This is a genomic window from Pseudomonas fluorescens (assembly GCF_003732425.1).
Classification (GTDB): Bacteria; Pseudomonadota; Gammaproteobacteria; order Pseudomonadales; family Pseudomonadaceae; genus Aquipseudomonas; species Aquipseudomonas fluorescens_BE.
The window spans coordinates 344446-357548 of sequence record NZ_MOBX01000005.1; the positions used below are offsets into that span (position 1 = coordinate 344446).

10 protein-coding genes and 1 rRNA gene are annotated in these 13103 nt (G+C 59.6%); 7 read left to right on the forward strand and 4 right to left on the reverse strand.

From position 1 onward, the window contains the following. The first annotated feature begins 101 nt into the window (after positions 1-101). Positions 102-440 (forward strand): hypothetical protein, encoded by a 339-nt coding sequence (locus tag BK670_RS09415; RefSeq protein WP_007918987.1) that lies wholly within the window; start codon positions 102-104, stop codon positions 438-440. Positions 441-567: 127 nt separating this feature from the next. Here BK670_RS09415 and lapD read toward each other — a convergent pair whose 3' ends face one another. Then, a complete protein-coding gene (gene lapD / locus BK670_RS09420) occupies positions 568-2514 on the reverse strand; it encodes a cyclic di-GMP receptor LapD (RefSeq protein WP_123449552.1) in 1947 nt (648 codons plus the stop codon). A gap of 14 nt (positions 2515-2528) precedes the next feature. Next, a complete protein-coding gene (lapG, locus tag BK670_RS09425; RefSeq protein WP_123449553.1) occupies positions 2529-3221 on the reverse strand; it encodes a cysteine protease LapG in 693 nt (230 codons plus the stop codon). Between the two features lie 197 nt (positions 3222-3418). On the opposite strand from lapG, the gene BK670_RS09430 reads away from it, so the two are divergent. The 5 genes from BK670_RS09430 (at position 3419) to BK670_RS09450 (ending at position 10465) form a co-directional block, all read left to right on the forward strand. Continuing rightward, positions 3419-4129 carry a GntR family transcriptional regulator gene (locus BK670_RS09430; RefSeq protein ID WP_123449554.1) on the forward strand — a complete coding sequence of 237 codons (711 nt, stop codon included), beginning with the start codon at positions 3419-3421 and terminating at the stop codon, positions 4127-4129. 736 nt (positions 4130-4865) lie between these two features. Then, on the forward strand, positions 4866-5642 hold the full coding sequence (locus BK670_RS09435; RefSeq protein WP_123449555.1) for a DUF3050 domain-containing protein: 777 nt from the start codon (positions 4866-4868) through the stop codon (positions 5640-5642). Next, complete coding sequence (locus BK670_RS09440) at positions 5639-6568, forward strand: diiron oxygenase (protein WP_123449556.1); 930 nt, start codon at positions 5639-5641, stop codon at positions 6566-6568. Before BK670_RS09435 ends, BK670_RS09440 begins: the two co-directional genes overlap by 4 nt. 13 nt (positions 6569-6581) lie before the next feature. Next, entirely contained in the window at positions 6582-9974 is a 3393-nt protein-coding gene (locus BK670_RS09445) for an amino acid adenylation domain-containing protein (RefSeq protein ID WP_123449557.1), read from the forward strand. A gap of 23 nt (positions 9975-9997) precedes the next feature. Continuing rightward, positions 9998-10465, forward strand: a complete 468-nt coding sequence (locus BK670_RS09450) for an SRPBCC family protein (protein ID WP_123449558.1) — start codon at positions 9998-10000, stop codon at positions 10463-10465. A 147-nt stretch (positions 10466-10612) separates the two neighbouring features. On the opposite strand, the gene BK670_RS09455 is transcribed toward BK670_RS09450, so the two are convergent. Continuing rightward, positions 10613-12493: a methyl-accepting chemotaxis protein gene (locus BK670_RS09455; RefSeq protein WP_123449559.1), complete on the reverse strand. Its 1881-nt coding sequence runs from the start codon at positions 12491-12493 to the stop codon at positions 10613-10615. On the opposite strand from BK670_RS09455, the gene BK670_RS29485 reads away from it, so the two are divergent. Then, positions 12473-12820, forward strand: a complete 348-nt coding sequence (locus BK670_RS29485) for a hypothetical protein (RefSeq protein ID WP_148047010.1) — start codon at positions 12473-12475, stop codon at positions 12818-12820. The two genes, BK670_RS09455 and BK670_RS29485, sit on opposite strands and share 21 nt — an antisense overlap. 55 nt (positions 12821-12875) lie before the next feature. On the opposite strand, the gene rrf is transcribed toward BK670_RS29485, so the two are convergent. Continuing rightward, positions 12876-12991, reverse strand: a 5S ribosomal RNA gene (rrf, locus tag BK670_RS09460). Between the last annotated feature and the right edge of the window lie 112 nt (positions 12992-13103).

The window sequence follows — 13103 nt, forward strand, 5'->3', positions numbered from 1 at the left end:
CTTATTGCAGCGGTGACGATTGCGTCGCCGCACCGCATACTCGCGCACAGTTGGCTATGCTGCTGACAGCATGACGCTGGTTCATTTCTGAGGGATGCTCAATGTTTTACGTGCAACGCGATGCGCAAGGTCTGTTGATTCGCGTGGAAGCCGCGGCCTACGCCGAGGCCACGGAAACGCTGCCGGCCGACAGCCATGAAATCCAGGCCTGGTTCGCCAATGAAGTGGTAGAAACCAGCCTGAAGCAGCTCAAGCAGAGCGACTTCGAAATGATTCGGGTACTCGACGACCTGATTCAGGTGCTGACCCAGAAAGGCGTAATCCGCGTCACCGACCTGCCACCGGCGGCCCAGGCCAAACTGATGGACCGGACCCAGGCCCGTGAAGCGTTGGGCGGGTTGAGTCAGTTGATCGATGAGGATGAGGGCGGGTTGATCTGATCCCGTATCTTCACCGACTGAACTGGCCCTTTCGCGAGCAGGCTCGCTCCCACATTGGAATGCATTTCAAATGTGGGAGCGAGCCTGCTCGCGAAGACGCCATTACTGACGCCGCCGTACTAAAAAACTACTTCCAGGGCTTGGGTTCACCAAACAACTGCCCCTGAACCCCATACAAGCCCATCTCGCGAATCACCGACAATTCCCCTTCCGTCTCGACCCGCTCGGCAATCAGCGGTAGATCAATGCTGTGCGCGGCGCGCTGGATCGCTTCGATGAACAAGCGCTTGTCACTCTCCTGATCGATCGCGCGAATGTAGCTGCCGTCGATCTTCAGGTACGCCAGGCCTAACCGCGCCAGGTTGCCGATCATGCTGAAGCGACCACCAAAGCGTTGCAGGCTCAGTGAGAAGCCCAGTTCGCGCAGGCGTCGGGTCAACTGCTCCAGCACCGCTTGTTCGGGCAATTGCTCTTCGCCGATTTCCAGAGTCAGGCGCTCGCCCAGGTTGGAGTGCGAGCGCAGAATCTCGAACACTTTGTTCAGCGCCAGCGGATCAGCCAGGGTCGCCGATGACAGGTTCAGCGCCAGCGACTCCTCATGTTCTTTCATCTGCTCCAGCACGCGTTCGAGCATCAGGCGATCGAGGCGTGCGGTCCAGCCGAAGCGCTCCAGCCACGGCAGGAAGCGCCCGGCCGGGATGGTCTGGCCCTGATCATCGAGCAGGCGCGAGAGCACTTTGTAATGCAGCACCAGTTGCGTGTCGGCGGCAGCGACCACCGGTTGGAAATACAGCTCGAAACGCTGCTGACTCAAGGCCTGATCGAGCAAGCGATGCCAGGCATGGTGATCGTCGCCGACATCCGCCGTCAGACTCTGATCGATGCACGCCCAATTCTGCTCGCCCTGACCTTCAGCTTGCGCCAGCGCCTGATCGCCGAGCGTCAGCACGTGTTGCGGCGAATCACCGTGGGTGAACGGCGCCAGGCCGATCGACGCCACGGCAGCCACGTCGGTGGCCCCGGTGGCGTGCAGACTGCTCAAGGCGCTGTCGAGGTTCTGTGCCAGTTGCAGCGCTTCTTCACGGACCAGACCCGGCGCCAGCACGGCGAATTCGCCGCCGCGAATACGCGTGACCAGATTCTGGGTTTCCGGGTATTTGGCGCATTCGCGGGACAGTTGCTCGCCGACCGCTTTCAATAATTCATCGGTACGCTGACCGCCCAGGCGCTGGTTGAGCCCGGCCAGATCCTTGACCCGCAACAGCAGCAGATAACCGGAACTGGCCTGCTCCGGGTTGCTCACCCGGTTGTGCAGCTGCATTTCGAAATAGCGCCGGTTGGCAAGCCCGGTGAGATTGTCCTGATAGGACTCGGCGCGCAGCTTTTCACTGCGTTCGGCCTGCTCCTGAAACAGCGCCTTGAGCTTCTCCACCATCTGGTTCATCGCTTGCACCACGCGGCGCAATTCCGGGGTACGCGGCAATTCCGGCAGGCTGAGGAATTCGCGACGGGCGATGGCATGGGACTGCTTGACCATGTAATCCAGCGGTTTCAACTGCCGGCGCAACAGCAGCGCGCCGAGCACGGCACTGATCGCACCGCAGATCAGCAGCCAGCCAAGGCTGCCCAACGCGCTCTGCCACAGCTTGGCGACGGCGAACATCGGGTGGCTGACCACCTCGACCCGCGCCGCCTGCTCCCAGCCACGGCTGACCAGCGCATCGCCACCGGCCGGCTCCAGGCCGATCAGCTTGACGAACCAGTCCGGCACATTGGTCACGGCTGGAATACCGTTGCGCTCAACAATCGTCTGGTCAGTCTTCAGATCGACCACGCGGATGCTCGCGTAATAACCGCTGTCGAAAATCGAGCTGACGAGCAACTCGACCATGGCCGGGTCGTCGATATTCGGCGTCAGCGACAACGCCAGCGCCGTCGCGGCGTCCTGGGCGTGGGAACGCAACTGGTTGACGTACTGGGTGCGCGAGCTCTCCAGACTGACCATGAAGCTGCCGGTGAAGGCGACCACCAGGAACAGACAGATAGCGATCAACAGCTGTTTGAACAAAGACATCTGAGCGCGTGCTCCTAGTTAGTCGTCTCGACCGGGAAACCTTCGGCCTGCATTTTTTTCAAGACATCCTGCCAGCGCGACAGGCGTTTGGTGTCACCGACCTTTTTGTTGCCCTTGGCCCCCGGCAAATAAAGACCTTCGGCATTAAAAGAGTAGACCGGCAGCAAATCGGTTCGCTGCGATGCCGGCTGGATCGGGTCGATCAGGCTGTCGAGCACCAGCGGCATGGCGTCGGGGGTGGCATAGTAAGTCAGGACCATGTGCGCGCGGTTCTGGCGCAACGCCTTGACATAGGTGATACGCAGCTTGTCACTGGAAACACCGAGGTGACGCAGGCTGAAATACTTGGCGATCGCATAGTCTTCGCAGTCGCCGGCGCCTTTCCATAAGGCTTCGATCGGGGTTTCCCAGTAATCGACCTCGTGCCACAGATCGATGTCCTCGACGTAGCGCACCTGTTTGTTGAAGAACAGGTTCACCACTTTGAGTTTTTCCATCTCGCTGACCTGTTTCTGCGTGGCCAACAGATTCTGCCAGGCATCGATGCGCTGCTGCCCGGCACCCAGCGGTCCGTAGAGTGCCGTGGCTTTGCGGCTGATCGTGAAAAAATCCCAATCGGCATGCAGACCGCCCAGCATGACGCCGGCCAGCAGCAGTGCGCAGCCAAGCCAGCGCAGCGTTCGGGGGATCGCGAAACGTACCGCCACAGCAGGTTTCCAGGGGGCAGGAAGGAAAGCGTTTGATGGTGAAGCTTAGCCCGACAAAAAACAATGGCACCATGAGATCATGCTCGGCGCGTTAAACTACAGTTGGCACAGCGATGGTTCACAAGGTTTGACAACCTGTAGAGCAATCACTAGTGTCATTTGGATCCAAATCAGGCCGACATACAGGGTGCGTAGTCGTGACACAGAAGCCCAAACCGTTGCACAGCATTAAAGTCGATGGACCGATTCCTGCTCATCTGGCCCGTTCGGTGATCGAAGAAACCCTGCGCTCGGCGATCCTCGATGGTCGTCTGCCCTGCGGCACGGCACTGCGCCAGCAGGATCTGGCCGATTTATTCGGCGTCAGCCGCATGCCGGTGCGCGAGGCGTTGCGCCAGCTCGAAGCCCAGGAACTGCTCAGCGTGACCGCGCACAAAGGCGCCGTCGTCGCGCCGTTGATTCAGGGGGATGCCACCGAAACCTACGAGCTGCGCATCCTGCTTGAATCCGAAGCCCTGCGTCAGTCGATTCCGCTGCTGAGCGCTGCCGACCATGCACGCGCAGCCGGTTACATCGAAGAGCTGGAGGCGCAGCACGATTACACGGAAATCGGCCGGCTCAACCGGTTGTTCCACATGGCCCTGTACAGCAAGGCGCCCAACCAACGCTTGCTGCGCCTGGTCGAAGATGGGCTCAATGAAGAAGAACGTTTTCTGCGCTTCAACCTTGAGGCCATGGGCCTGGGCAAATTGTCTCAGGACGATCACCGGGCGATGTTGCAGGCCGTGCAGGATCGCGACACTGAGCTGTCGATCAAACTCCTTGAGCAGCACCTCAATCGTGGTGTCGAAGTGATCACCCGCTATCTCGCTACCCCCGCCGCACAAAGCCGCCAAGCCGCAAGCTGAAACTGCGCCGCCCGCGAATCACCCGCTTACAAATCCCCAAGCGATCCGCCAGCCCTCTGCTGGGCGGATCCGCATGTCCGCTCTAACCTCCCCCACGCCGTTCAGTCTGCGCGTTGCCGCTGATGAATCGGTCATAGCCGTGGCGCAAATTTACCCGCACTCTTGAACCTCCACCCCATAAAGAACGGGCGACGCGCCGCGCTGCCGGCGCAGTCCCCGTACCAGGAACCTACGGAAGGAGCCTTGCCACGGGAAAAAGGAAGTCATGGCGCGGGGTCACGGCCAACTTCTGCCCCTTTTAACCACTCAATTCTTTTTATTAGAAAGTTGCTTCGAGTGAGGCATTCACTCTTGCTGATCAATTTTGGCTGTTATTCGCCGAAAGGAGTAACTACGCCCAATAAAACTTCAAACACAAGTTTTATTGGAACCGCTCAACTTCAAAAAATAGCCAACTTAAAATAATTAAAAATATACTTGTTAAACACTTTGTCGGTGTATTAACTTTTCCTCGCCAAGTTTGAACCTCACCCTTCAATTCGGCAGCAGCCCAATGTCTGCGGCACATAACCAGCGTTTCATGGGCAGACATGACGCCATGTCACGGTATATCCGGTCCGCACTCTCTTATCAGGAAGGAAGGCTGTCGTCCGTCGACAGAAAACAAGTAAGTCGTAGTTCCATTGATTACGAAGTTGCACAGTAGTTCCATTTAATATCAACGATAAAGGACATCATGATGCCCACTAAGCACCAACTCGCCTTGAAGAAAGCTGAACTTAGTATTCACCCGATCTTTTCCGAGATCACTTCGTTATCGGTGTTGCGACGTTTCATGGAAACCCACGTGTTCGCCGTGTGGGATTTCATGTCGCTGACCAAACGTCTGCAACAGGAACTGACCTGTACCCGATTGCCGTGGTTGCCGCCACGCGATCCTCATGCAGCCCGGCTGATCAACGAAATCGTCCTCGGCGAAGAATCGGATGATCGCCTGGTCGAAGGGCATTACAGCCATTTCGAGTTGTACCTGGATGCGATGCGCGAAATCGGCGCGAGTACCACGGCCGTGGAGCGCTTTGTCGCCCTGCAACAGGAAGGCGTGAGCTATGACGTCGCGCTGCAAAGCGTCGAGGTTGATCCGGCTGCCGCGCAGTTTGTCCGTGACACCTTGCGCACCGCCCTGCATGCACCGGGGCACAGCGTGGCGGCGGCGTTTCTGCATGGCCGCGAAAGCGTGATCCCGACCATGTTCCAACGCATTCTTGACGACTGGGGCATCGGCATCGAACAGGCGCCGACCTTCCGCTATTACCTGCAGCGCCACATCGAGGTCGACTCCGAAGACCACGGCCCGGCGGCGGAACACCTGCTCGAGCGCCTGGTCGACGGCGACCCGCAACGTGAAGCCGAGGTCTACGCCAGCGCCATCGCCGCCGTGGAAAGCCGTATCGCTTTGTGGGACGGCCTGCGCGCGAGCATGCGCGAGCCGTTGGCGGAGGTGGCCCAATGAACGCTGCTGACTATCAATCCTTTGCCGACGCCTGGGAGAATCGCGCCACCATCCGCACTCGCCCGCGACGCGTACTCGAAGACGATGAACGCCTGATCTATCCGCTCAGCCGCCAGCCGCTGGTGCTCAGCGAAACTTTCCTGCGCGAGTGCCCGCAGCAGCGTGATTTCGCCTTGGTGCAAACGCTGTACAAGTTCATCAACGATGTGGTGATTTTCGAGACCGAGATCGTCGACAAGACCGCGCGCAGCATCGCCAAGAATCGCTTCGCCGTGGCCTTCCCGTTTGCCTGTCGTTACGACGCGATGACCGTGGTCGTTGATGAGGATTACCACGCCCTGGTGGCGATGGATTTCATGCAGCAAACGGTAGCGATGACCGGCATCGAACCCATTCAGTTGCCCGATCAGATCGAACTGAGCCGGGCCATTCCCGCCGCCGTCGCGCTGGCACCGGAACACCTGCGCAGCGCGGTCGAATTGATCTGCGTGGCCATCGCCGAAAACACCGTGACGGGTGATGTTGCCGCGTTCGCCCGCGACGACACGGTCAAGCCGTCGATCAAAGGCCTGATGGCCGATCACTTGCTCGACGAAGGTCGCCATTCGAGTTTCTGGGCGCGGATGGTGCGCATCTATTGGCACACCGCCAACGCTGCGGATCGCGAAACCATCGCGCAGATTCTGCCGGTGTTCATCGGCCATTACCTGACCAACGACATCCAGAAATCCTTTGACCTGCGCCTGATCGACGCACTGCCGGTCAGCGAGGCCACGCGCCGTTCGCTCAGGGACGAGATGGCCGGGCTGGCATTCCCGATCAATCGCCATCACCCGTTGGTGGGCAACATCGTCAAGTTCTTCCACAACAGCTCGCTGCTCGACACGCCCTGCGTGCAGCACGCGCTGCGCGACTACCTGGTTTGATGAGGAGGCCGACATGAAACGTCTCGACATTTTGCTGATTGGCACCAGCCAAGCCATGACCGACCTGGCGCAGGAACTGGAACAACACGGTCACGCCTTGCAGCGCAGCGCTGCCGGGGCATCGACGATGGATCTGATCATCGACGATGGTTTTATCGGCGCCGGCGATTTCTGCTCGATCCCGCACCTGCATCTGCGTTTGGGTGTCGGCGTGCAGAGCGCGGCCGGTTTGCCGACACTCGATTTGCTGTGCTTCCTCGGCTCGTCACTGATCAGCCGCGTGCCGATTGGCGACGAGCCGTCCGGCAATGGGCAGGCGCTGCGGCAACGGGTGCTGACGCAGGTGGTCGATGAAGTCGCGTTGCTGGTGAGCCGCCTCTCCCGCGATGCTGACTATCTGCAGCAGGCCGCGCCAGTGACTGCGCCGGATTTCGAGCGAATGGAAAACCTGCTGTTTCTCGACAGCCTGGCCTATGTCCATCGGCGCAACGACACAGCCAATCCCGCGCTGCTGGAACAGGCGCAGGTCCCACTGATCGAGCGCCTGCAACAAAGCCTGAGCCATCACGCTGAACGCCCAGCGCTGTACCTCGCCGAACAGTCGATCAGCTATCGCCAACTGCACGCCCACAGCCGCGCGATTCAACAGCGCTTGCTGCCCTTGCTCGAGCAACAGCCACAACCGTGGGTGGTCGGCATCTGCCTGCCGAAAAGCCCGGCGTTGTTCGCTTCGATTCTGGCAATCCTTGGTAGCGGCGCGGTGTATCTGCCGCTGGAGCCGAGCCATCCGTTGCAGCGCCAGCAATACATTCTGCAAAACGCCGGTGCGTTGCTGTTGTTGCATGACGGCGAGCATCCGCTTAGCGCAACCATGGCGGGGTTGGATGTCAGCTGCATCGACAGCACCGAGGCAGATCTCAGCCAGCCGTTGATGCGCCGCCGCCCCGAACTCGATGCAGCGTGCATGGCGCTCTACACCTCGGGCACCACCGGCCATCCGAAGGGCGTATTGCTCAGTCAGGCCAACCTCGCGCACTTCACCGCGTGGTACGCCGATTACGTGCAGTTGCAGGCCCAGAGTCGGGTACTGCAGTTCTCGTCGCTGAGCTTCGATTCGTCACTGATCGACATCTTTCCGACCCTGCTCGAAGGTGCCGAACTGGTGGTGCCCGACGACACGCAACGGCGTGATCCGTTGCAACTGGTCGCGTTGATCCGCCGCCGACAACTGACCCACGCGTTCCTGCCGCCGGCGCTGTTGAGCATCCTGCCGCTGGAGCAACTGGAAGGCGTACAAGTGATGACCGGCGGCGATGTCTGCGAGCCGTTTGTCATTGAACAACTGACCCGCCAGGGCACGCTGCACAACCTCTACGGCCCGACCGAAGCCACGGTGTTGATCACCGCCCGCCAGCTGATCCCCGGTGACAGCAACCGCAGCCTCGGTGCGCCGATCGCCAACAGTCAGGTGCTGATTCTCGATGATGATTTGCAACCGGTGCAGGAAAACACCGTCGGCGAATTGTTCATCGTCGGCCCCGGTGTTTGCCTCGGTTATCTGAACAATCCACAGCAGACCGCCGAGCGTTATCTGACCCTGCAATTGCCGGACGGCGAAACGCTGCGCGCTTACCGCAGCGGCGACATGGCCAAGTGGGGCGAGCACGGTATCGAGCTGTGCGGGCGACGCGACAATCAGGTAAAAATCCGCGGTTTCCGGGTCGAGCCGGAAGAGATCGAACGTTGCCTGCGCGAGAGCCAGCTATACCGGCAAGTGGCGGTGGTGATCGACAGTCAGCGGCGGATTCTCGCCTTCCTCGCGCAAGCGCAATCGGCCACCGCGCGCGAAGCGCTGAAAGCCCACGCCAGACAGTTTTTGCCGGACTACATGCAACCCGTGGCGTGGACTGAACTGTCGAGCATGCCGTTCGCCACCAACGGCAAAGTCGATCGCAAAGCGCTGCTGCAACTGCCAGTGAGCGTGCAGGACAGCGGTCCGAAAGCCCTGCCGGCGAATGCTGACGAAGCGCTGTTGTTGGAGATCTGGGCGGAGTTGCTGGAGCTGCCGACCCGCGACATTTCCACCGACGAAAGCTTCTTCAATCTCGGCGGCCACTCGATCCTGCTGTCGCGCATGTTGCTGCGTTTGCGTGAGGAGTTCGGCCGCAGCATTTCGATCAACCGCTTCATCGAACTGCCGACCATCATCAAACTCGCGACGCTGGTGCGCGGCACCGATGACAGCGCCGTGCTCAGTGCCCAGGCCATGGCCGACGCCGAGCGTGCGCTGGAAATCGAACCACTGCCGATCAGCCGCATGGGCGATGTGCACAAGGTCATCGTCACCGGCGCCAACAGCTTTGTCGGCGTACACATCGTCGAGGCGTTGCTCGGTTGGGGGGCCAGCGAAGTGGCGTGTCTGGTGCGCGACGGCGGTGGCAAAACAGCGGCGCAACGCTTTGCCGAGTCACTGCGGGAAAACCGCCTGGAGCATCTGGATCTGAGCCGGGTGCGGGTCTACGCGGCAGATATCACCCGCGCGCAACTGGGACTGGCCGATGATGACTATCAGCGCCTGGATCGCGAGTTCGGCGCGCTCGTGCACAACGCCGCCAACGTCAATCACGTGCTCGATTACGAGTCGCTGGCGGCGGACAACGTCGAACCGATTTTTGCCCTGCTGCGCCTGTGCGAAGGGCAGAGCAAAAAGATCTTCAACTTCGTCTCGACGCTGTCGGCCTCAAGCACGGTCGACGACGCGGGACGGGTGCTGGAACTGCCTGCCGCGCCGACGCCGCCGATCTACATTCGCAACGGCTACAACCTGTCGAAGTGGGTCGGCGAGCGCGTCCTCGAACGGGCACGGGAACGCGGCGTACGGGTCAATCTGTATCGTCCCGGCAACATCAGTTTCAACAGCTTGAGCGGCGTTTGTCAGCCGCACAAAAACCGCTTGATGCTGATGCTCAAAGGCTCGATCCAGCTCGGCCAGGTACCGGCCTTCGCGCTGAATTTCGACCTCATGCCGGTGGACTTTCTCGCCCGCTTCATCGCCTTCCACGCCAGCCGTTACTCGCCCGAGCGCGCGGTGTTCAACCTGCATAACCCCGAGCCCTTGAGCTGGGACGCCTATGTCGCGTCGTTCCGCGAAACCGGCAGCGAGTTCTCGCTGGTGAGCGTCGCCGACTGGCAGCGGCAACTGAACCGTGTCGACGCCGACAACGCGCTGTTCGGCGTGCTCGGTTTCTACCTCAACGGTTTTGAAGAAGACATCGGCGACATCTCCCTCATCGGCCACGCCAACGCTGAGGCCGGCGTGCAGCAGATGGGCGCGCACTACCCGCAGAAATCCCCGGCGCTGCTGCGACGCGGTTGCGACTACCTGAAAGAAATCAACTTCATCTGAAGCCACAAAAAAGGAGCAACACCATGAGCACTTTGCAACCCGACACCCTGATCAAAAACCCACATGGCTGCCATGTCGTCTCTTCGGTGGAGGTACCGGCGGACGCCGCGCAAGTCTGGGCGGTGGTCGGCAACTTCAGCGGTTTCGATCGCTTCATTCCGGCGCTGTCGCACATCGAAACCATCGGCGAGGGCGTGTCCTCGCTGCGCAAGAAATGCTTCAAGGATGGCAACCTGGTGGTTGAACAGCTCAACTCTCACGATGAGCAGGCGCGGAGCATGACCTGGACAACGATTTACAACACGTTGGGGGTGGCGAATCTGTGGGCGGCGATGAATGTTGAAGCGCTGGGCGAGGGGAAATCCCGCGCGACCTGGACGATTATTGCCGAGCCGGCGTCGGGCGGTGAAGAGGCACTGCCGGGGTTCAAGGATTTTGTGCAGGGGTTTGCGGATGATGCGATGGGAAATGTGCTGAAGCTGTTTGTTTAAGGCTTAAGGTTTGCGGTGATTGTTCTGCCGCTTTCGCGAGCAGGCTCGCTCCCATATTTTGATTGCATTCCTTCTGTAGGAACGCGGTCAATCTGTGGGAGCGAGCCTGCTCGCGAAGAACGATAACGCAGTCTCCAATCTGAAAAATCAGATCTTGAAGCTATCGACCAATTGCTTCAGGCGGTTGGCCTGCTGCGACAACGCATCACAATCCTTCAACGTTTCGTTGAGGTTGGCGACGCTCTGCTGGTTCAGCAGGTTGATCTGGTTGACGTCGACGTTGAGGGTCTCCACCACGGCGGTCTGCTCTTCAGTGGCCGCTGCCACCGACTGGTTCATGCCGTCGATTTCGCCGATGCGCTGGGTCACGCTGACCAGACGCAAACCAGCCTGATTGGCCACTTCCACGCTCTGCTCGCTGGACGCCTGACTGGCGTTCATGGTGGTCACCGCTTCGCGCGAACCGATCTGCAACGACGTGATCATCTTGTGGATCTCTTCCGCCGATTCCTGGGTGCGATGGGCCAGGTTACGCACCTCGTCCGCCACCACGGCAAAACCACGTCCGGCTTCACCGGCACGCGCCGCTTCGATCGCAGCGTTGAGTGCCAGCAGGTTGGTCTGTTGCGAGATGCCTTTGATCACATCGAGGATGTGGCCGATGTTGTCGGTGCTGGCATTCAGGGTTTCGATCTGCGTGCACGACAGGCTGATCTTCTGCGACAACTCGGTCATCGCCTGAATCGTCTGCTCGACCACCTGACGACCGTCATCAGCCTGCTCGCTCGCACCACTGGCGTGCTGCGAAGCATCGGCAGCGTTGCGGGCGATTTCCTGAGTGGCCGCGCCCAATTCGTTGATCGCCGCCGCGACGCTGTTGGTGCGCGCGCTTTGTTCGTCAGAACCGACGATCGAAGCGTTGGACGAAGCCATTACGCGTTGCGACAAATCATGGACGTGACGGGTGGCGGAAGACACTTCGGAAATCGACGCGTGAATCCGCTCAACGAACTGGTTGAAGGCGCTGCCCAATTCACCGAACTCATCTTTGCTCTCGACCACCAGACGACGGGTCAGGTCGCCCTCGCCCTGAGCGATGTCCTGCATCGCGCGGCCCATGGTGGTCAGCGGACGCATCAACACGTTGATCAACAGGCTCAGCAGCAGCGCAATCGCGGCCACAGCCACAAACATCGCGATCAGCGCCGAGGTACGGAATTGGCTGAGTGCGGCGTAGGCCTTGTCGCGATCGATCGACAGACCGATGTACCACTGCGCATTCGGCAGATCGCTGACCGGGGTGAACGACAGGATTCGCTCCTGACCGTTGAGCACCACGTTCTGGTTGCCCTTCTCGATGCGTACGCTGGTGTTCGGGTAGATGTCTTTCAGGTTTTTCATGACCTGATCTTTGTCCGGGCTGACGATCACCTGACCGTCGGCGCTGACCAGGAACGCATGACCAAGGCCACCGAAGTCCACCGAGTTGATGATCTTCACCAGGGTTTCCAGGCTCAGGTCACCACCGACCACGCCCAGCAGCTCGCCGTTCTTTTTCACCGGCATGGCGATGGTCACCACCAACCCGCCGACGGCAGCCATGTACGGCGGTGTCAGCATGGTTTTGTCAGCCGCAACGGCTTGCTTGTACCAAGGGCGCTGACGTGGGTCGTAGCCATCCGGCATCTTTGCGTCAGGGCGCTGGGTGAACACACCGCTGGCCTGACCGACGTAGGTGAACTGGAAGTTCGAGGTGAAGGCCGGTTGATCTACTAGGCCCGGGAAGTCGGCGTCCTTGCCCTGATGGGCGACGTTCTGCGCGAGGTTTTCCAGCACCAAAATCCGCCCGCTCATCCAGTTCTGCACGCTGCTGGCGGTCAGATCACCGGCCTGCTGCACGGAAGACTGGAGGTTCTGGCGAATGGTGTTTCGCTGCAGATAGTCGTTGTAGAGGGTGAACAGCGCGAACGCCAGGACCACGACGCCCGAGGCGGCCAACAGGATTTTATGGCTGAACTTGAGATTCATTTCATGGGACTTCTTATGCCAAAAGTGGGGATGCGTTCCGAATGCAACATTCCATGTACAGCGCAGGCAGCGTTCTTCTGGCCGCTCTACTTTGGTGCACGCATGTCTCACCAGTCTGTCGGCACGTATCGGAGAAATCTTAGGGCTGTGCTGGAAATGGATGGTATTTCTGCCGGATTCCCGCCGAACGGCGTGCCAGAGCGGTCGCTACGGTGTTTTTCCGGAGCAATGTTCCGGCTGCAGTTTCAAATCCTGCAACCCTTTTTCCTGTGCATAAAAAAGCCAGCCCCTGATTTCAGGGGCTGGCTTTGTTGTTTCTTTATCTGATCCTGAAATGACAAAACCCCCGTCTGCGTTAGCAGACAGGGGTTTCGGAATTCAATCTTGACGATGACCTACTCTCACATGGGGAAACCCCACACTACCATCGGCGATGCATCGTTTCACTGCTGAGTTCGGGATGGGATCAGGTGGTTCCAACGCTCTATGGTCGTCAAGAAATTCTGCATCTGGCTCGTCAACACGGTAACAAGCCAGCAAAAACGGGTGTTTCTACTAAAACAAAACCCCAACTGCTTTCGCAATTGGGGTTTCGGAATTTAATCTTGAC

Bases quoted from the DNA above. Each gene is read 5' to 3' on its own strand.
- BK670_RS09415 (WP_007918987.1), top strand. From the start codon at position 102: ATGTTTTACGTGCAACGCGATGCGCAAGGTCTGTTGATTCGCGTGGAA.
- BK670_RS09445 (WP_123449557.1), top strand. From the start codon at position 6,582: ATGAAACGTCTCGACATTTTGCTGATTGGCACCAGCCAAGCCATGACC.
- lapD (WP_123449552.1), bottom strand. From the start codon at position 2,514: ATGTCTTTGTTCAAACAGCTGTTGATCGCTATCTGTCTGTTCCTGGTG.
- BK670_RS09440 (WP_123449556.1), top strand. From the start codon at position 5,639: ATGAACGCTGCTGACTATCAATCCTTTGCCGACGCCTGGGAGAATCGC.
- BK670_RS09435 (WP_123449555.1), top strand. From the start codon at position 4,866: ATGATGCCCACTAAGCACCAACTCGCCTTGAAGAAAGCTGAACTTAGT.
- BK670_RS09450 (WP_123449558.1), top strand. From the start codon at position 9,998: ATGAGCACTTTGCAACCCGACACCCTGATCAAAAACCCACATGGCTGC.
- BK670_RS09455 (WP_123449559.1), bottom strand. From the start codon at position 12,493: ATGAATCTCAAGTTCAGCCATAAAATCCTGTTGGCCGCCTCGGGCGTC.
- BK670_RS29485 (WP_148047010.1), top strand. From the start codon at position 12,473: ATGGCTGAACTTGAGATTCATTTCATGGGACTTCTTATGCCAAAAGTG.